Source organism: Thermoanaerobacter sp. CM-CNRG TB177 (genome assembly GCF_018588165.1).
Lineage (GTDB): Bacteria > Bacillota > Thermoanaerobacteria > Thermoanaerobacterales > Thermoanaerobacteraceae > Thermoanaerobacter > Thermoanaerobacter thermocopriae.
In genome coordinates, this window is record NZ_JAFCAC010000099.1 from 12,005 (window position 1) to 32,664 (window position 20,660).

General features: G+C 34.2%; 18 protein-coding genes, 1 pseudogene and 1 other annotated feature (1 of these 20 cut by a window edge). Of the genes and pseudogenes, 18 read left to right on the forward strand and 1 reads right to left on the reverse strand.

The features are described from left to right. Positions 1–57 (forward strand) — a binding site (T-box leader) (it extends 151 nt beyond the left edge of the window). A 59-nt stretch (positions 58–116) separates the two neighbouring features. The 5 genes from leuS (at position 117) to I4N53_RS11320 (ending at position 5,793) form a co-directional block, all read left to right on the forward strand. Further along, complete coding sequence (gene leuS, locus I4N53_RS11300) at positions 117–2,567, forward strand: leucine--tRNA ligase (RefSeq protein WP_214496282.1); 2,451 nt, start codon at positions 117–119, stop codon at positions 2,565–2,567. A 65-nt stretch (positions 2,568–2,632) separates the two neighbouring features. Continuing rightward, positions 2,633–3,334: an AzlC family ABC transporter permease gene (locus tag I4N53_RS11305; RefSeq protein ID WP_214496283.1), complete on the forward strand. Its 702-nt coding sequence runs from the start codon at positions 2,633–2,635 to the stop codon at positions 3,332–3,334. Further along, entirely contained in the window at positions 3,316–3,639 is a 324-nt protein-coding gene (locus I4N53_RS11310; RefSeq protein ID WP_214496284.1) for an AzlD domain-containing protein, read from the forward strand. Before I4N53_RS11305 ends, I4N53_RS11310 begins: the two co-directional genes overlap by 19 nt. Before the next feature lie 130 nt (positions 3,640–3,769). Continuing rightward, a complete protein-coding gene (locus I4N53_RS11315) occupies positions 3,770–4,873 on the forward strand; it encodes a PfkB family carbohydrate kinase (protein ID WP_214496285.1) in 1,104 nt (367 codons plus the stop codon). Then, positions 4,870–5,793 carry a pseudouridine-5'-phosphate glycosidase gene (locus tag I4N53_RS11320; RefSeq protein ID WP_214496286.1) on the forward strand — a complete coding sequence of 308 codons (924 nt, stop codon included), beginning with the start codon at positions 4,870–4,872 and terminating at the stop codon, positions 5,791–5,793. Before I4N53_RS11315 ends, I4N53_RS11320 begins: the two co-directional genes overlap by 4 nt. A 9-nt stretch (positions 5,794–5,802) precedes the next feature. On the opposite strand, the gene tlp is transcribed toward I4N53_RS11320, so the two are convergent. Next, positions 5,803–6,066: a small acid-soluble spore protein Tlp gene (gene tlp, locus I4N53_RS11325; RefSeq protein WP_029688453.1), complete on the reverse strand. Its 264-nt coding sequence runs from the start codon at positions 6,064–6,066 to the stop codon at positions 5,803–5,805. Between the two features lie 217 nt (positions 6,067–6,283). Between tlp and I4N53_RS11330 the strand changes: the two genes are divergently transcribed. The 13 genes and pseudogenes from I4N53_RS11330 to I4N53_RS11390 all read left to right on the forward strand — a co-directional run bounded on the left by I4N53_RS11330 (position 6,284) and on the right by I4N53_RS11390 (position 20,655). Next, positions 6,284–7,282, forward strand: coding sequence for an inorganic phosphate transporter (locus I4N53_RS11330; RefSeq protein WP_214496287.1), 999 nt, complete (start codon positions 6,284–6,286; stop codon positions 7,280–7,282). Positions 7,283–7,296: 14 nt separating this feature from the next. Further along, positions 7,297–7,911, forward strand: a complete 615-nt coding sequence (locus I4N53_RS11335) for a DUF47 family protein (RefSeq protein ID WP_214496288.1) — start codon at positions 7,297–7,299, stop codon at positions 7,909–7,911. Between the two features lie 214 nt (positions 7,912–8,125). Continuing rightward, entirely contained in the window at positions 8,126–10,831 is a 2,706-nt protein-coding gene (locus I4N53_RS11340) for a sigma 54-interacting transcriptional regulator (protein WP_214496289.1), read from the forward strand. A gap of 219 nt (positions 10,832–11,050) precedes the next feature. Further along, on the forward strand, positions 11,051–11,386 hold the full coding sequence (locus I4N53_RS11345) for a PTS lactose/cellobiose transporter subunit IIA (protein WP_214496290.1): 336 nt from the start codon (positions 11,051–11,053) through the stop codon (positions 11,384–11,386). A gap of 97 nt (positions 11,387–11,483) precedes the next feature. Then, a complete protein-coding gene (locus I4N53_RS11350) occupies positions 11,484–11,783 on the forward strand; it encodes a PTS sugar transporter subunit IIB (RefSeq protein WP_214496291.1) in 300 nt (99 codons plus the stop codon). A 275-nt stretch (positions 11,784–12,058) separates the two neighbouring features. Further along, positions 12,059–13,360, forward strand: a complete 1,302-nt coding sequence (locus tag I4N53_RS11355; RefSeq protein ID WP_214496292.1) for a PTS sugar transporter subunit IIC — start codon at positions 12,059–12,061, stop codon at positions 13,358–13,360. Positions 13,361–13,433: 73 nt separating this feature from the next. Then, positions 13,434–14,912, forward strand: coding sequence for a glycoside hydrolase family 1 protein (locus tag I4N53_RS11360; protein WP_214496293.1), 1,479 nt, complete (start codon positions 13,434–13,436; stop codon positions 14,910–14,912). Positions 14,913–14,980: 68 nt separating this feature from the next. Further along, positions 14,981–15,790 (forward strand): Cof-type HAD-IIB family hydrolase, encoded by an 810-nt coding sequence (locus I4N53_RS11365; protein ID WP_214496294.1) that lies wholly within the window; start codon positions 14,981–14,983, stop codon positions 15,788–15,790. Positions 15,791–16,045: 255 nt separating this feature from the next. Continuing rightward, positions 16,046–17,455: a glycoside hydrolase family 1 protein gene (locus I4N53_RS11370; RefSeq protein WP_214496295.1), complete on the forward strand. Its 1,410-nt coding sequence runs from the start codon at positions 16,046–16,048 to the stop codon at positions 17,453–17,455. Between the two features lie 478 nt (positions 17,456–17,933). Next, the gene (locus I4N53_RS11375; RefSeq protein ID WP_214496296.1) at positions 17,934–18,245 is read left to right on the forward strand and encodes a PTS sugar transporter subunit IIB; all 312 of its coding nucleotides are present in this window, start codon (positions 17,934–17,936) and stop codon (positions 18,243–18,245) included. A gap of 17 nt (positions 18,246–18,262) precedes the next feature. Further along, on the forward strand, positions 18,263–18,595 hold the full coding sequence (locus tag I4N53_RS11380; protein WP_214496297.1) for a PTS lactose/cellobiose transporter subunit IIA: 333 nt from the start codon (positions 18,263–18,265) through the stop codon (positions 18,593–18,595). Positions 18,596–18,688: 93 nt separating this feature from the next. Continuing rightward, positions 18,689–19,066: pseudogene (locus tag I4N53_RS11385) on the forward strand (6-phospho-beta-glucosidase); the annotation flags it as partial. A gap of 152 nt (positions 19,067–19,218) precedes the next feature. Then, positions 19,219–20,655: a PTS mannitol transporter subunit IICB gene (locus tag I4N53_RS11390; protein WP_214496298.1), complete on the forward strand. Its 1,437-nt coding sequence runs from the start codon at positions 19,219–19,221 to the stop codon at positions 20,653–20,655. Positions 20,656–20,660 lie beyond the last annotated feature (5 nt).

The window sequence follows — 20,660 nt, forward strand, 5'->3', positions numbered from 1 at the left end:
GTGGGCTTTACGCCAAAAAGAGTGGTACCACGGAAGTGCAAGTCTTTCGTCTCTTAAAGATGAAAGACTTTTTTTAATAGAGAAAAATAATAAAATTTAATGCAGAGGTGGAGGGTATGGCGTATTCGGTTGAAATTGATAGAAAATGGCAAAAAAAATGGGAGGAGACAAAACTTTACAAATTTAATCCTGAAAATGCAGATAAAAAGCTTTATTGCCTTGAAATGTTTTCTTATCCTTCGGGTGCAAAGCTTCACGTAGGGCATTGGTACAATTATGGACCTACTGATTCTTGGGCGCGTATGAAAAGAATGCAGGGATATGAAGTTTTTCATCCGATGGGATTTGACGCTTTTGGACTTCCTGCAGAAAACTATGCTATAAAGACGGGAATACATCCTTATGATTCTACTATGGAAAATATAAGGACGATGGAAAAGCAGCTTAAAGAAATGGGGGCGACTTTTGATTGGGACTATGAAGTAATAACTTGCTTACCGGAATACTACAAATGGACGCAGTGGATTTTCTTGAAGCTTTTTGAGGCAGGCCTTGCCTATAGAAAAAAAGCTCCAGTAAATTGGTGTCCCAGTTGTCAAACTGTTCTTGCAAACGAACAAGTTATAGATGGGAAATGTGAAAGGTGCGGCACTGAAGTTACAAAGAAAGATTTGACTCAGTGGTTTTTTAAGATAACTGCTTATGCAGAAGAACTCCTTGAAAAACTGGATGAACTTGATTGGCCTGAGAAGACAAAAATAATGCAGAGAAATTGGATTGGAAAGTCGGATGGAGCAGAGATAGAATTTAAAGTAGCCGGAAAAGACCTGACATTTAAGGTATTTACTACAAGAGCTGACACGCTATACGGAGCGACGTATGTAGTTATTGCGCCAGAACACGAAATTGTAGATTTAATTACTACAGAAGAATATAAACAAGCTGTTGAAGAGTATAAAGAATACGCGAGAAAACAGAGTGAGATTGAAAGGTTGTCTACTGAAAAAGAAAAGACAGGGGTATTTACAGGAGCATACGCAATTCATCCTCTGACGGGAGAGAAACTCCCTATTTGGATAGCAGACTATGTCCTTGCAACATATGGAACAGGATGTGTCATGGCTGTTCCTGCCCATGATGAAAGAGATTATGAGTTTGCAACAAAATACAACCTTCCTATAAAAAGAGTGATAAAAGGAATAGGAGATATAGACGATAGTTTGCCTTTTGTCGAATATGGAGAGCTTGTAGACAGTGGAGAATTTACAGGTTTGAAATCAGAAGAAGCGAGGATAAAAATTGTAGAAAAATTAAAGCAAGAAGGTAGAGCAGAGTTTAAAGTAAATTACAGATTGAGGGATTGGCTTGTTTCAAGGCAGAGATACTGGGGTGCTCCAATACCTGTCATTCACTGTGAACAGTGTGGCATAGTCCCTGTCCCAGAAGAAGATTTGCCAGTATTACTTCCTTATGATGTGGAATTTGCTCCAACAGGTGAGTCTCCACTTAAAAAGCATGAGGGCTTTATGAATGTAACTTGTCCTAAATGTGGAGGTAAAGCGTTAAGAGACCCCGATACTCTTGACACTTTTGTAGATTCTTCTTGGTACTTTTTAAGATATCCCGATAACAAAAACGACAAAGAGCCTTTCAATAAAGAATGGATAAATAAAATGTTGCCTGTTGACAAGTACGTAGGTGGAGCAGAGCATGCGACAATGCATCTTTTGTACGCAAGGTTTGTTACAAAGGCTTTGAGAGACTTAGGATATCTTGACTTTGATGAGCCGTTTAAATCATTAGTGCATCAAGGTACAATATTGGGCCCTGATGGAAGCAGAATGAGTAAATCTAAAGGAAATGTCATTTCGCCTGACGAATACATTAAAGAATACGGTTCTGATGTATTCAGACTCTATCTGATGTTTGGATTTGCTTATTCTGAAGGTGGGCCATGGAATGATGATGGTATTAAGGCAATTTCCAGATTTGTCAATAGAGTGGAGAGATTTATAGATAAATTCATAGAGACAAAAAACAATCCTGGCAAGACTAAAGACGAAATGGGAAAAGATGAAAATGAATTAAACTATGTGAGACATTATGCTATAAAAAGTGTGACAGAAGATGCAGAGAGATTTCAGTTTAATACTGCAATAGCGAGGATAATGGAACTGGTAAACGCTCTTTATAAATACGACACAGATGTGGAAGTTAAAAATATCGAATTTTATGAAGATGTGGTGGCAGATTTAATAAGGCTTTTGGCGCCATTTGCTCCTCACTTTTCCGAAGAAATGTGGGAAAAACTTGGATATGAATATTCTGTTTTCAATCAAAAATGGCCAAAGTGGGATGAAAAAGCTCTACAAAGAGATGTTGTAGAAATAGCTGTGCAGGTAAACGGCAAGGTAAGAGGAAGACTTGAAGTTCCTTCAAATGCTCCTGACGAAGAAGTACAGAGGATTGCACTTTCAGATGATAAAATAAAATCCTACCTTGATGGAAAAGAAATAAAGAAGGTCATAGTTGTTAAAGGCAGGCTTGTAAATATTGTTGTGAAATAATTAAAGGCAGGAGGCTCACTCCTGCTTTTAAAAAATAAATATTTTTTAGTGATGGTGAGGTAATTGTGATAGTAGATAGTGATGTTAAAAAGAGTATAAATGGAGTTAAAAGTGCATTACCTATTGTGTTAGGGTATTTGCCAATAGGCTTTGCTTATGGACTCGTTGGTGTGAAAAGCGGTTTTACTATTTCACAAGTGGTGGCATTGTCTCTTTTTGTGTATGCTGGTTCAGCACAATTTATTGCTATAAGTTTGCTTAGTGCAGGAACAAATATTGTTACACTGGTGTCTACAATATTTATAGTAAATTTGAGGCACTTTTTATATAGTACATCGCTGTCGCAGTATATGAAACATATATCGAGGAAACATATACCAATATTATCTTTTTTTATTACTGATGAGACATATGCTGTTGCGATTACAGATTTGCAAAATAACTCTAAATACACTGAAGGATATTTCTACCAACTATTTTTAACCTCATATACTGCCTGGGTATTTGCTTCATTTTTAGGTGCTGTATCAGCAACTTTGATAGGAGGCTCTATAAACATAGGGCTTGATTTTGCACTTCCAGCAATGTATATTGCCTTGCTATTTATGCAAATATCAGGTTATAAAAAAGTTTTTATAAGTGTCTTTTCGGGGCTGTTGTCTATAACTTTGATGTTTGTATTACCGGGAAATACAAATGTCATTGTAGCCGCATTAATAGGTGCAGGAATGGGGGTATTGCTTGACAAATGGGTACGAAATTTATAATAAGTGTTATTGGAATGTTTTTAGTGACATATATTCCGCGATTTATGCCTGTTTATGGCTTAACTAAAATAGAACTTCCTCAAGCTGTAAAGTCGTTTCTTGAGTATGTGCCTGTAGCAGTTCTTTCAGCTCTTTTATTTCCGGTAATTTTCATTAAGGATGGAAGGTTATTTCTAGCTTTTTCAAATATATATTTACTTTCAGCAATACCGACATTTATAGCCGCGTATTTTACGAGAAAGTTATTTACACCTGTTGTTGTTGGTATTGTCAGCTATGTGATTTTATCATTTATTATTAAGTAGATTGGTATGCTTTCTGGATAACAATGTTTTTACTGCTTTTTAAAATAAGCAGTTTTTTTATTTGCATTTTTGTGATATAATATACTTGCAAATGTTTGATAAACAAATAATTGTTTGGGAGTGTGTGAATGTGGCATTAACACAAAGAGGAAAAGAGATACTAAGATTAATCAAGAAAAATCCCATGATTTCCCAAGAAGAATTGGCGAAGCTTATGGGTATTAGCAGGTCAGCTGTTGCAGGGCACATAGCAAACCTCATGAAAAAGGGCTTTATATTAGGAAGAGGCTATGTAGTGAGGGACTTTAAAGGTGTTACTGTAGTTGGAGGAGCAAATATAGATATAAAAGGTAAACCCTATTCAGAGCTTATGAAGCACACTTCAAATCCGGGACACATAAACATAGCACCTGGTGGTGTTGGACGAAATATTGCTCACAACCTTGCACAGCTTAGCTTACCTGTTACACTTTTGAGCGTTGTAGGTAATGATGATGAAGGAAGAAGGCTTCTTGAGGAGACAAGGCAAGCAGGGGTAAATGTTGAACAGATTGTAATTTCAAATACAAGGCGTACAGGTATATATCTTGCCATTCTTAATGCAATTGGTGATATGGATGTGGCTCTTTCAGGAATGGACATTTTAGAAGAGTTAAATATACAATATCTTGAGTCCAAAATGGAATTTATAAAAAATAGTGAAATTGTAGTTTTTGATACAAATATTCCTGAAGACAGCATCAAATATATTGTGGAGCTTTGCTACAATAATAATATTCCTGTAGTGGCAGAGCCCGTTTCAATAGATAAGGCGAAAAAACTAAAGAGTGTACTTGACAAAATCGATTATGTAACTCCAAATAAAGAAGAACTTGAATCGATATCCGGAGTTAAAATAGCAAATGATGAGGATATGAAAAAGGCAGTAAAGCATTTAAGACAAAAAGGTGTTAAAAATGTCATAATAACTTTAGGAGAAAGAGGCGTGTATATTTCATCAGCAGAATTTGAAAAATTTATAAAACCGTATGATGCTGAAATTGTTGATGCTACAGGTGCAGGAGATGCTTTGACCGCTGGCCTTGTTTATGGTATTTTTAATGGCTATCCTCTGGATGTATCAGCAAAATTTGGTCTTGCTGCGGCATCTCTTACAATATCCTCACCTTATACAGTAAATCCATTTTTAAATGAAAATCAATTAAAAAATATAGTAAAGGAGATTGTAAAATGAATAAGTTCATTGATATGTCAAAAGAAGTTAAAGAAGCAATGGAGGAAGGAAAACCTGTTGTTGCACTTGAATCCACTATAATATCTCACGGAATGCCTTATCCTGAAAACATTGAAACGGCTAAAACTTTGGAGAATATTATAAGAGAACATGGAGCTATACCTGCTACAAGTGCAATTATAAATGGAAGAATAAAAATTGGTTTAAGCGAAGAAGAACTCGAATTTATGGGAACTTCAAAAGAAATATTAAAAGCTAGCAGAAGGGATTTACCCGTAGTTTTGGCAAAAGGACTTAGTGCAGCGACTACAGTTTCTGCAACAATGATTTGCGCAAATCTTGCGGGCATAAAGGTTTTTGTTACAGGAGGCATAGGAGGCGTTCACAGAGGAGCAGAACAAACCTTTGATATATCAGCCGATTTACAAGAACTTGCAAATACAGATGTAGCAGTTGTATGTGCAGGTGCGAAGGCAATACTTGACCTTTCTCGCACTCTTGAATACCTTGAAACCTTTGGGGTTCCTGTGGTAGGATTTAAAACTTGGGAATTTCCAGCTTTTTATACAAGAGAAAGCGGACTTAAAGTTGATTATAAAGTTGATGACGAAATAGAGGCTGCAAAAATTATAAAGACAAAATGGGATTTAGGCTTAAAAGGTGGGGTTTTGATTGCAAATCCTATTCCAGAAGAATATGCCTTGGATAAGGCTTATATAGATAAAGCAATAGAAGATGCTCTTGATGAGGCAGAAAAACGCAATATAAAAGGTAAAGAAATAACACCCTTTTTATTAGATAAAATAAAAGATTTGACACAGGGTGAAAGTTTAAAAGCTAATATTGAACTTGTTAAAAACAATGCTTTTGTTGGCGCAAAAATTGCTATTGAACTAAATAAATTGTATAAAGAGGCGTAATCCGCCTCTTTATACTTGCTTTTTGTCGTTGTCATGTACTTCATCTATTATTTCTTCTCTCATGTTCTGTATACTTGTCAGCCTATTTTTGTTTTTCTGCTTAATCCTTTCTATTTCTTCAGGAGAAAGTTCTTCTGCGTGTAATTTTAGGTAATCTTCTGCTTCTCTATAATTTTCTATAGTATCGTGTATCATTTGTTGTAATTTCTCTACATTGTCTGAGCGGTCATCCGGCTTTGGAGGTTTTGTGTATTTATCATTTTCCTTTGCCATAAATCTCACTCCTAATTTTAAAGTTTGTCATATTTATTTTGTTCATAAAAAATATTTATATGTATTGTAGAAAGAGCATGTTCTTAAGTGCGGAAATTTTAAAATATGCTTTTATTTTTTAAAAATTTGAAGTATATGTAGATAACTTGTATAATTGTGTTAAGTATTTGTGCATAAAATAAAAGTTAAATATGGCTTTTTTGTTTGAGGTGATGTCATGGATTTTTACTCTATTGCAATTATAGTAATATTTTTTTATATATTTGTAACTGGTTTTCACGACGAAGGAAATCTTATTGCTACGATTATATATTCAAGGTCTATAGATGTAAAAAAAGCTTTTATTCTCGCAGCTGTTGCGCAATTTTTGGGTACAGCAATAATAAGTACTAATGTCAGTAAAACAATGGCAAAGGATATTGTAAAATATGAATATTTATTTAGAAACGGTTACAATATCAGTTTGTTGATATTATGTGGTTTAATTGGTGCCATGATATGGAACTTTATTACCTGGTATTTTGGAATACCTTCTAGTTCTTCTCATGCGTTAATTGGCGGAATGTTAGGACCTTTTGTCTTAGAATACGGTTTTAACTCAATAAATGTACAAGGTATACTATTTAGAGCTATTCTTCCGTTGTTTCTGTCTCCTATAATAGGATTTGTTACGGGATATTTAGTAACGTTTTTTTTATCAGAAATATTGAAAAATCAAACGCCGGCAGCGAATAACGTACTTAAAAAACTGCAATATTTTACTCTCTTTTTTCTCAATGCAGGACAGGGGTCAAATGATGCCCAAAAAGGGATGGGTTTAATGGTTATTTTAATGATGATAAAGGGACAAACTCATAATTTTAAAGTACCTTTTAACATAAAATACATGGTAGCTCTAATGATTTCTTTAGGACTTGTATTAGGGGGATTTAGGATGATCAAAAGCGTAGGAACAAGAATATACAGAGTAAGGCCTTTTCATTCTTTTAATGCACAGCTTTCCTCCATTTTAGTTGTAAGTATAGCAGCAATCATTGGTGCACCAATCAGCGGTACACAGTTAATTAATTCTTCAATTTTAGGTATTGGGGCAAAAGAAAGACCTACTGCTGTTAGGTGGCAGTTTGCTAGGGGAATGATTATGGCGTGGTTTATAACAATTCCTGTATCTTTTATGATCTCTTATTTGATTTACGCTTTGACTAAGCTTTTATGAGGGAGGTGTAAAGAGTGAATGTATTTAAATGGTTATTTTCCAAAGAAACAGATTTTTATAAATTGCTGGAAGAGCAATCAAGACTCACATTACAAGGAGTTTGTGCTCTTGAAAAATACATGATGACAGGGAATATAGAAGATGGACATGAGGTAAATAGATTAGAAAAAATTGCAGACAGAAAAAGAGAAATATTAGTAGACGAGCTTGACAGGACTTTTATCACTCCTTTTGATAGGGAAGATATTTTTAATTTGTCAAAGGCGATTGACGACATCTTGGATTATTCGAACACAACTGTAAAAGAGATGGAGATATACAAACTTAATCCAACACCGGGACTGTTAGAAATTGTTACAGTTATAAAATTAAGCACAGAATCTATACACAAATCTGTATGCAATCTTGAAAAAGATAAAAAAGAAGGTATGGAACAGGCATTAAAGGCAAAAAAATATGAGAACGAAGTAGAAAATTTATACAGAAAAAATTTAGCGAAATTATTCGAAGAGGATGACATAAAATATATTTTAAAAATGCGAGAGATTTTCAGGCATTTAAGCAACTGTGCTGACAAAATAGACCTTGCAGGAGATATTTTAGGGCATATTTATGTAAAAATGATGTAAAGTGTAATATAAAGTTATAGGGAGAGTTTTTACGAAGGTTATGGAAATGTTGCGGATTGAAAGCGCTCATTGGGGCGCTTTTATTTTATTCATCTTTTTTTAAGGTGGTTTAAATTTAGGTAGATACTCTAAGTAAAGATAAAAATTAAGTGTTTTAAAGTGTATTATTTTTTTGTCTTTTATGATAAAATGTATCGTAAAGGGGGCGAGTGATGTGAAAAGAATTGATAAAGTTTATAATTGTGTAAAAGAATTATGTAGCAAGCAATTTGCTGAAAGAGGAGAAATAATTGGAGTCTCAGCTATGGAAATTGCACATGCTCTTAATATACAAAGAACAAATGCTTCCAGCGATTTAAATACCCTTTTTAGAGAAGGAAAAGTCATAAAAATTGAAGGTAAACCAGTTTTGTATAAGGTTAAAGAACTTGATATGGTTTCTGATGAAAGTGATATGGTAGTGAAAGATGTATTTGACAGCATAATAGGAGCTAATTTAAGCCTTAAAAATGCCGTACAGCAAGCAAAAGCTGCTATAATTTACCCACCTAATGGGCTTCATACACTTTTGCTTGGGGAGACGGGTACAGGCAAATCCATGTTTGCAGAGGTCATGTATAGTTTCGCAAAAGAAATTGGGAGAATAAAAAGAAACGCTCCTTTTGTGACTTTTAACTGTGCTGATTATGCTAATAATCCGCAACTTTTAATGTCACAACTGTTTGGCGTGAAAAAAGGAGCGTATACTGGTGCCGATAAGGATAGAATGGGCCTTGTTGAAAAAGCAGATGGTGGCATACTTTTCCTTGATGAAGTCCATAGGCTTCCACCAGAAGGACAGGAGATGCTTTTTTATCTGATTGATAAAGGACTTTATAGACGGCTTGGAGAATCTGAAACACAACATAAAGCGAATGTTTTAATAATATGTGCTACAACAGAGAACATTGAGTCTACTCTTCTTAGGACTTTTATAAGGCGGATACCAATGGTGATTAAATTGCCGGCTTTAGCGGAAAGAACATATGAAGAAAGATTTGAACTTATTAAAAATTTCTTTAGAGAAGAAGCAGCTATTATTAACACTGATATTATGATCACTTCAAATGCTCTAAAAGCTCTTTTGCTTTATGAATGTCCTAATAATATAGGTCAGCTGAAAAGTGATATAAAACTTTCAATTGCAAAAGCTTATCTTGGATACATGATGAAAAGAGATAAAGGAGTATGCGTGCATACTGAGGACTTACCTGAGTATGTCAGAAGAGGATTGTTTAGGTATAAGGAATCGAAAGATGAAATTGATAGATTTATTACGGGAGATATAATAAAGTTTTCAATTGATAATGCTACTCCTGTTATCCAACAGAATAATCAGATATTCAATTTTTATGAGGCATTAGAAGAAAAAAGAAAAGCTTTGGAGAAAAAAGGACTTAACGAAAGTGATATAAGACTCATCATGAGTATTGATATAGAGACATATTTGAAAAAGTATCTCTTAAATCTGGATAAAAATAATTTGGAGGAATTGTATAAAGTAGTGGATAAAAAGATTGTCGATATAGTAAACGATTTTTTGAATTATGCCAGCAAAAAGTTAAAAAGGTCCTTTAGTGAAAAAACTTTATACGGCCTTTCTATGCATGTAGCCAGTTCTGTTGAGAGAATACTAAGCGGCAAAGACATTGTAAATCATCAGCTGGAAAATATAAAGAAGGTATATGAGAAAGAATTTGAAGTGGCAAATGCTTTGAGAGAAAGGGTCCAAAAAGAGTTTAACATAAAAGTACCTGATGATGAAGTGGGCTTTGTTACGATGTTTTTATGCCTTGACGAAGAAACAAAGGAAAAAGACGAAAGGGTAGGCATTATTGTTGCAATGCATGGAGAAGCCGCTGCTACTTCAATAGCGGAGGTTTCCAATAGGCTTTTAGGTGACAATTATGTAATTGGGTACAATATGCCACTTGATCAAAAACCAGAAGTTGCGTTAAATAATTTAACTAATATTGTAAAAAGAGCTGACAAAGGAAGAGGCGTATTACTTCTTGTTGACATGGGTTCACTAGTATTATTTGGTGACATGATATACGAAAGGACAGGAATACCCGTCAAAACAATTGAAATGGTTTCCACTCCTATGGTTTTAGAGGCGGCAAGAAAGGCAATCCTTAACGCTTCTTTAGATGAAGTGTATGATGCAGTTGTCAATTTCAGTCCTTATGTAGGCAGAATCTACAAAGACAGTGTTAAATTTGAAGATTCTCTTAAAAAGAATGTTATCATAACTGCTTGTATAACCGGCGAAGGTACAGCGGTTAAACTTAAATCAATACTTGAAAAAAACCTTGACTTAAAAGAGCAAGATATAGATATTATTCCAATTGAAATTGAAAGCACCAGAGAATTTAGAAGAAAACTACTCAACATCAAAGAAGAAAAAAATATTTTAGCTGTTGTAAGTGCTATAAATCCACAGGATGATTCTATATTGTATATTTCTACATCAGATGTGTTTGATAATGATAAATTATCTGTATTGAAAAATAAAATTGAGGCTCTTTCACAAATCGAGATAATTGATAACATGAAGGAGGTTATAAGAGAAAATATAAAGATAGATTCAGAAAAGTATATATCTTCTTTTAAAAGATTTTACGCAGCTTTAATAAGAGATGGGGAAAATTTAAATGAAGATATTACAATAGGATTAATACTTCATCTTGCTTGTGTAATTGAGCGTATATTACAAGGAAAACAGTTAATACACATAAAGGATACACAAGAATACATTAAGAATTACCCAAAGGAGTTTGATATTATAAAAAAAGCTATAAAAGTTATCGAAGAAGGATGTAATGTAAAGATTTCAGACGAAGAATGTGTAAGTATGATGAAAATAATCTATTCACTTTAATACACATATGTGTATTGAATACGTTTTTAAACGATACACATTGAGACGGATTTGATAGACCATGTCAATGAAGGCGGAAAAGCTGGGATTTTGCAGAGGTAATTACTATTTGGCATGATTTTTGCGTAAATAGAAGGCAAAGAAATCATTATTGAAAGATTTGTAATAGTGATTTTGGCTTAAGAAACATCACTTTTCTAAGAAAGCGAGGGGTAATATATGGATGACGAAATCAGTTTAGTATCGATGACAATCATTGCAAACTCAGGAGATGCACGTTCTTTTGCATTTAAAGCATTAGAGGAAGCTAAAGAGGGTAATTTTGAAAAAGCGGAAGAATTATTATCTAAATCAGAGGAAGTAGCGCATGTAGCTCACAAAGCTCAAACTGAGTTACTATTTAAAGAGGCTAACGGTGAGAAGCAAGAAATTAATGTATTGCTTGTACATGCGCAAGATCATTTTATGACAAGTATGCTTGCATACGAACTTATTAAAGAAATAATACTTCTATATAAGAAACTATATGGTTATGAAAAACAAAATAAAAATTAAATACGGGATCATATTTGATAAAAATATTATTCATTAATGTTTAGTATCTGTAAAAAGCATTATAAGCTAGTAAAATAATAAAAAGGAGGAGAAGGGTATGAAAATTTTACTTGTATGTGCTGGAGGGATGTCGACAAGCATTTTAATGAAGAAGATGGAAAGCTATTGGAAGCAGGTTGGTGAGGAGCTTGATATTAAAGCAGTAGGATTAGGCGAGTATCAAGATGTATATCAAAATTATGATATAATTCTAGTTGGTCCTCAAGTATCATATCGTTTGCAAGAAATAAAAGAAAATACAGGTTTGCCATGTGCTGCAATTCCACCAGCTGATTATGCTGTTGGAAACTGTCCTAATATTATGAAAATAGCTAAAGACTTATATTCAAAAAAATAAATTAAATTTGAAACAGAAAAAGACAACCCACAAAAATTAAATTTTCATAAAAAAAGAAAAATGGTGAGAACTAAATAAAAAGACTTTGCTAATAAATAGTTATTAGAATCTTGTTTATAAGGATACCTCCTATGTCTCCTATGTGTTAATATAACATATTATATATTAATTGTCAAAAGGGGAGGTAATCCTTTAAAAATAAAGCAAAACTCGTGTTTAAATTATTATAGGGTTTTGCAAAAGCAAAAATAAACTATATGAAAAGGAGTGGTATAATGGAACATTTATTAGAAAACAAATTTATGGTTAAACTTCAGGACTTTGGCCAAAAGTTAGGACAAAATAAGTTTTTATCTGCTTTACAAGGCACCATGATGTCGCTAGTGGGAATTATCATGGTTGGTGCTATATTCCTAATTCTTTCTTCGGTAGGCAGTGAAAACATGTTAAATCTTTTTAGCACAAAGAGTAAAATTTATTCAATTCTCTATCTACCTTATCAATTCACAATGAATTCTTTATCATTGTGGACTGTTGCAATACTTGCATATAATTATGCTAAAAATTTAAAAATGAAATCTCCTATAATGAGTGCTGTTGATGCATTGGTAAGCTTTCTATTGGTTTCTGGAACTTTAATTACAACAAAAGAAGGAATTACAGGTATTGACATGACTTATCTTGGTGCACAAGGTATGTTTATTGGTTTTGCTGTTGTGTTTATAGTTGTGCATATTGAAAAATATTGTGCTGATAAAAATATTCGTATTAAAATGCCAGATGTTGTCCCACCTTTCTTACAAGATGGTTTTGCATCGATTTTACCATTATTATTTAGTATCATTTTTTTCTTGACAGTTTCTACGATTGTTTCAGTAGCTACTGGAGGAGCTTATAATGTACCTTCTGGATTTATGAGAGTATTAGGGATTCCTTTAAATGTTTTGGTTTCTGTTCCGGGTATGTTTATTCTTGGAATTTTTGCAGCATTATTATGGGTCTTTGGAATTCATGGCACTATGATTGTGGGTTCGATTATTTTTCCATTATTTATTCAGGCGATAGCTTCAAATGCTGCATTACATCAAGCCGGCGAACCATTAGTATTCCATCCAGCTATGTTATTTGGTGCAATTGCAATTGCTGGTGGAACAGGCAATACTTTACCCCTTGTGTTAATGGGGTTACGCTCTAAATCAGAACAAATCAGGGCAGTTTCAAAAATTGCCCTTGTTCCTGGATGGTGTAATATTAACGAACCTGTTACATTTGGTATGCCAATAATGTACAATCCTATTCTTGCCATTCCTTATGTATTAAATATTCCTGTTGTTATGTTTTTCACATATCTGGGGTATAAATTTGGCTTCTTACAACCTGCATGGATACCTATACTAGCTTTACTTCCAATGGGGTTTGGTTCATATTTATCAACATTAAGATGGCAAAATGCAATTTGGGATTATCTAATGTTGATTCCTTCAGCAATTGTTTGGTATCCATTCTTTAAGATTTATGAAAGGCAATTAGTGGCTAAAGAAAAAGCTGCTGCTTTAGAAGAAGCAAAATATGAATAGGAAGATATGATTTAAAATAGAAAAGCACCAACTCTGCTGGTGCTTTAGAATAAATGATAGGAGGTTGGTTATAATGAAAGGTTTTCCTAAAGATTTTTTATGGGGTGGCGCAACTGCTGCCAATCAATATGAAGGTGGATGGAATGAAGGAGGAAAAGGGGTTAACACGGCAGACGTCATGACAGCAGGTTCTATTACGGTTCCTCGTCGAGTGACTTATAAAAATGTAAAAACTGGTGAAACGGGTTCAGTGGTTGCTCTCGGAGATGTACGATTTCCTAAAGATTGTATTCCTGCAGTTATTGATGGTGAATACTATCCAAGCCATGTTGCAAGTGATTTTTACCATCGTTATAAAGAAGATATTGCATATATGGGTGAAATGGGCTTTAAGGCTTTTCGTTTAAGTATGAATTGGGCGCGTATTTTCCCAAATGGTGATGATCCAGAGCCTAATAAAGAGGGTTTAAAATTTTATGACGCAGTTTTTGATGAATGTAAAAAATATGGTATTGAACCACTGGTAACATTATCACATGGTGAAACACCTCTTCAATTAACAATTAAATATGGAGGCTGGTCCAACAGAAAATGTATAGACTTCTTTGAAAACTATGCAAAGACAGTTTTTAAACATTATGAAGGAAAAGTAAAGTACTGGCTAACCTTTAACGAAATTAATGTTATGGAGTTCGCTCCTTTTGTTGCGGGTGGATTGTCTGATCCATCACCTCAAAACAAAGCACAAGCAGCTCACAATCAATTTGTTGCTGGTGCAAAGGCTGTGAAAGCAGCACATGAAATTAATGAGAATATAAAAGTAGGACACATGCTGGCGTATCAGCCAATTTATGCCTATACATGTGATCCTAATGATCAATTAAAGGTTATGGAAATGATGCAGACAATATTATTCTATTCAGATGTACAGATAGGCGGACGTTATCCAGCTTATCGGTTAAAAAAGTATGAAAGAGAAGGTATTGTACTGGATACAGAACCTGAAGATTTTGAGCTTATTGAAAAGTATACAGGCGATTTTTTAGCTTTTTCTTGTTATGGTTCAACTACAGTTACCACACATGAAGAAGTTGACAAAAGCGGCGGTAATTTTATGATGGGAGTAAAAAACCCATATTTAGAGACAAATGCATGGGGATGGGCTATTGATCCAGCATGTTTAAGAATTGCATTAAATACTTTATATGATCGTTACCATAAACCTTTATGGATTGTAGAAAATGGCATTGGATGGGATGATAAAAAAGAGAAAGATGGAAGCATACATGATACTTACCGTATTGATTATTTGCGCAAAAATATTAAATCAATGAGAGATGCAATAAATATTGATGGTGTTGATTTGATGGGATATCTGGTGTGGGGATGTATTGATTTGGTTTCTGCTTCAACTGGAGAAATGAAGAAACGGTATGGATTGGTTTATGTTGATCGTGATGATTTGGGAAATGGGACGTTAGAAAGAAGCAAGAAAGATAGTTTCTATTGGTACAAAAAGGTGATTGAAACAAATGGGGAAGATTTAGATTAATTGAAAAAGCTGAATGATTGATTAATATTGCAATTAAGTTTTTAATCTATTAGGAGGGCGGGATAAATATGCGCTACAAGATGATAGTTTTGGATGTAGACGGAACTCTTATTAATGACGAAAAAATAATCACACCAAAAACAAAAGATGCATTAATTGCAGTTCAAAGACAGGGTGTAATTGTGGTACTGGCTTCTGGCCGCCCTTCTCCAGGTTTATTAGGAGAAAGTGAAGAATTGGAACTTGAAAAATATCATGGTTTATTATTATCTTACAATGGTGGTAAAGTTATTGATGCTACGACGCAAAAAGTAATCTATCAAAAAAGTATACGGAGGGAAACAGCAACTAGACTATTAAAACATTTGGAGACATTTCCAGTAACTCCGATTATGGATGATGGTAAGTACATTTATACAACGGACGAAGATGCATATCAGATTAGGTATGAAAGCCAGAATAATAATTTAAAAATAAAAATAGTAAATAATCTTGCCGATGATATTAATTTCTGCCCAATAAAAATCTTAATTGCAGCACCAAATGAGGTTTTGCTATCAGCATCTAAAAAAATTATGGCACCATTTGAAAATGAACTGTCATTTACTCTATCAGCGCCATTTTATTTGGAGGCAACGATGAAGGGAGTAAGTAAGGCGAGTTCCTTACGGATTATCTGTAACATTTTGAATATCAAACCAGAGGAAGTTATGGCATTTGGTGATGCACAAAATGATATTCCGATGATAGAATTTGCCGGATTGGGGGTTGCTATGGGAAATGCATGTGAAGAACTAAAAGCGATTGCAGATGAAGTTACGTTGTCAAACAATGAAGATGGAATTGCACATACGTTAAAAAAATATTATGAAATTTAGCTAAACCTTTCGCATAGCGTGATTCATGGATCTTCTGTTTTCATCTTATATGACATTCGTCAAAACAAGACAGATAGATATTAAGAATATCCTCAAGCGACCCTTTGTATTATTTCCAGTGTTTGCAGGTGTGGGAACAATGTTTTGAACTGTCTAAATATCTGTAGCCATAACTGCTTCTACTTTTTTAAAGTTCATAAAAAAAGAGCTTTTTAAAGCTAGTTTTAAAATATCGAGATAGGAGGTTTTCTTAAAATGGTGCATCAAAACATAAAACCATTTCCAAAAGACTTTTTATGGGGAGCTTCCACTTCGGCATATCAGGTAGAGGGGGCATGGAATGAAGACGGAAAAGGACTATCGGTTATTGATGTGGCAAAATATCCAGAAGGGACATCGGATTTCAAAGTAGCAAGTGATCATTACCATCGTTACAAAGAAGATATTGCATTATTCGCAGAAATGGGATTAAAAGCCTATCGATTTTCTATCGCTTGGACGCGCATTTATCCAAATGGAACAGGGGAGATCAATCAAAAAGGCATTGATTTTTATAATAATCTTATAAATGAATTGCTGTCCTATAATATTGAACCTATCGTTACCATGTATCATTTTGATTTACCTTATGCTTTGCAACAAAAGGGAGGATGGTCGAATAGAGAAACTATCGATGCATTTGAAAATTATGCTAGAACATTATTTAAATACTTTGGAGATCGAGTAAAGTACTGGTTAACTATTAATGAACAGAATATGATGATTTTATATGGATCAGTTATCGGCATTGTAAATCCTAATATAGAAAATCCGAAAAAAGAATTGTACCAACAAAATCATCATATGTTTTTGGCTCAGGCAAAAGCAATAAATTTATGTCACGAAATGTGTCCAAATGCGAAAATTGGGCCAGCGCCGAATATTGCTTATGTTTATCCAGCCTCTTCCAAACCAGAAGATATCTTAGCAGCACAAAATTTTTCATCAATTCGAAATTGGTTATATTTGGACATGCCAGTATTTGGGCGTTATAATAGTGTTGCATGGAGCTATATGGAGGAAGAAGGATGTACACCAACTATTCAAGAAGGTGATATGGAAATATTAGAATCTGCAAAACCAGATTTTATTGCCTTTAATTATTACTCAACGGTGACAGTAGCGCAAAATAGCAGTAATGATTCTGTTGAAAATTCAATTGGAGACCAGCAAATTACTATTGGAGAACCCGGCTTTTACCGTGGAGTTGCAAATCCATACTTAGGAAAAACACAATTTGGTTGGGAAATCGATCCGATAGGTTTTCGCATTACATTACGCGAATTAAATGACCGATATAATTTGCCATTATTAGTAACTGAAAATGGTCTAGGTGCTTATGACAAGCTAGAAGAAGGTGATATTATTAACGACGATTATCGTATTGAATTCTTACGTAAGCATATAGAACAAGCACGGTTGGCTATTTCTGATGGAGTGAATTTAATAGGATATTGCCCTTGGTCAGCAATTGACCTTGTCAGTACACATCAAGGATTTAGCAAGCGTTATGGTTTTATATATGTCAACAGAGATGAATTTGATTTAAAAGACTTAAGAAGAATTAAAAAGAAAAGTTTTTATTGGTATAAAGATGTTATAGCTACAAATGGTGAGAGGTTATGATCAAACTAATTTTGTTAAATTATGGTGGAATAAATACAAAACAATATTCATCAATAAAAGAACTTAAAACAAAGTGACGATAATAATTCTACTACCAATAAGTTTGAAAAAATAACTAAAATAAATTCTGATTTTATTGGGTGGATAAATTCCAAAAGGCTATAAATAAACTTAATGCAGTCCATCCTAACGAGGTTGGACTGCAGTGACTTGTTATATAAATGAATAAACATTTATTAAAATAAGTATTTTTAAAAATTCTTATTAAGGAACTGAAATTTTGATAATTTATGAAGATTCTAATTTTCAACGATTTTTCGTGAAGTGCAGCCTCTGCCGAATATCAAGTAGAAGGAGCATGAAATGAGGACGGCAAAGGGTTATCTACCTGAAATGTTTTATCACGGATAAAGCAAATAGTAGAACTTATCCTTATGTAATAAAAAGCTGAGGGACAACCAGTAGGAGGTTAGGTACAATGAGGATTCTATTGATTTGTGGTGCAGGAATGTCTACAAGTTTATTAGTTGAAAAGATGAAAAAAGAGGGCGAAAAAAGAGGGATGAAAGACTTATACATTTGTGCAGAAGCAGCAGATAATTTAGAAAAAGTAATAGATGATTATGATGTTGTATTACTAGGACCTCAGATTAGGTATAAAGAAAAATATGTGGCAGAGCTTACAAAAGAGAAAAACAAAGTTTACAGAGTAATTCCTCCGAATATATATGGAATTATTGATGGGGCGAAGACTTTAGATTTAGCAATAGAAACATTAAAAAACAAATAAAAAATGGGAGGTAAAAAATGGACCTTGAACAAATTGTATTTGCTATTATATCCCATGCAGGAAATGCACGAAGCAATTGTTTTGAGGCATTGAAGCATGCAAGAAAGGGTAATTTTGAGGAGGCCGAAAGGTGTTTAAATAAAGCGAGTGAAGAGCTTTTAGAGGCTCATCACGTTCAGACGGATATGATACACAAAGAAGCTCAAGGTGAAAAACAAGAAGTGACACTTCTTTTAGTCCATGCGGAAGACCATCTTATGAATGCAATTCTTGCTAAAGAGTTAATAACAGAGATGATTGAGCTATATAAAGTTATTTACCAAACGAGTGGAGCAGCTTTTGAAGTTTAAAAAAGATTTAAAAATTGCTGTAATTGGAGGGGGTTCTAGTTATATCCCCCCGAACTTATTGAGGTTTTTATCAAGAGGTATAATGAACTACCTCACTATTTTGATGCTGCCTGTTCATTGATATGTTCAATATATAATGACAAAAAAGACATACATGTGGTCAATGTTAGAAACAATGGTACAATTGCAGATTTACCAGACGATGTAGTAATAGAAACAAATGCAATAATAGATAGAAATGGTGCACATCCGATAAATATTGGACACGTTTCGACAAAAATAGGAGGTTTAATGCAAGCAGTGAAAGCTTATGAAGAACTTACTATAGAAGCAGGGGTGAAAGGCGACTATTATACGGCTTTACAAGCATTATCAGTACATCCGCTTGTACCTTCTGCGACGATTGCCAAAAAAATACTTGATGATATAATTGAACAGAATAAAGATTATTTGCCGCAGTATTATAAATAAACTAGTTTAACCGGTTTTTTACCGGTTATTTTTTTATCTTCAATTTTGTCAAAGAAAACGAATGACAAAACTGATTTTCTTTGAATTGCATAAATGCATATAGGGGTTTACAATAATTATAGAAGATTAAATGCGAAAAGGAGGTAAAACTTATGCAAAACACCAATGTTCTTATAACTGGTGGCGGAAGTGTAAAAGCGAAGTTGCAAAGGCTTGGTGGCTTCTTGGCTGGCATGGTAATACCTAATATTGGTGCTTTCATAGCATGGGGACTTATTACTGCTTTCTTTATTCCAACAGGGTGGATTCCAAATGAACATTTGGCTAAACTTGTTGGACCTATGATAACGTATCTTTTGCCAATTTTAATTGGCTATACTGGTGGTAAACTTGTATACGATGTAAGAGGTGGAGTAGTAGGAGCCATTGCAACAGCTGGTATCATAATCGGTTCATCTATACCGATGTTTCTCGGTGCCATGCTGATGGGTCCTTTAGGAGGTTATGTCATTAAAAAATTTGACGAGCTTGTAGAGGGAAAAATCCCAGCAGGTTTTGAAATGCTTGTCAACAATTTCTCAGCAGGTATTTTAGGTGGTTTATTAGCAATTTTAGCATTTCTTTTCATTGAACCAGTGGTAAATGGAATTTCAGTAGGATTGGGTGCAGCAGCTCAATGGGTGACAAACAAAGGCTTATTACCTTTAATAGCGATTTTTATAGAACCGGGTAAAATTTTATTTTTAAATAATGCTATTAACCACGGTATACTGGCTCCTCTTGGAGTAGCAGAAGTTAAAGAGTTTGGAAAGTCAATATTCTTCTTATTGGAAACAAATCCAGGTCCGGGATTGGGAGTTTTACTGGCATACTGGCTTTTTGGAAAAGGCGATGCAAAACAATCAGCTCCAGGTGCTATCATAATACACTTCTTTGGCGGAATACATGAAATATATTTCCCCTACGTTTTGATGAATCCATTACTACTTTTGGCAGTTATAGGCGGTGGAATGGCTGCAGATGCGACATTTGTTTTGACAAAAGCGGGCTTGGTAGCTACACCTTCACCTGGTAGTATATTTGCAGAGATAGCTATGGCACCAAAAGGCGGTTTGTTGCCTGTACTTGCAGGTATTACAGTTGGAGCAGTTGTATCTTTCCTTATAGCATCAGTGATTGTTAAGAGAGCTAGTGAAGAGAGCATGTCTGCCGAAAGTATGACATTTGCACGTTCAGTAGTCAGCGGACTCAAAGCGCAAAGCAAAGGACAAAAAGTTGAAGAAGTAAAGCCAAATGTACAAAAAATAGATGGCATGCCTAAAATGATTGTTTTTGCTTGCGATGCTGGTATGGGTTCGTCAGCAATGGGAGAAACTATTTTAAAGAAGAAATTAAAGGAAGCAGGACTTGATATTGCTGTTAAGCATTCAGCTGTAAATCAAATACCAAAAGAAGCGGACGTTGTATTTACCCAAGAGAATCTTGCGGAAAGGGCTTCTCAAGTTGTGCCAAATGCTAAAATTGTAACGGTCAAAAACTTTTTAGACAATACAATCTATGATGAATTTGTAAAGAACCTTAAAAAATAAAATAA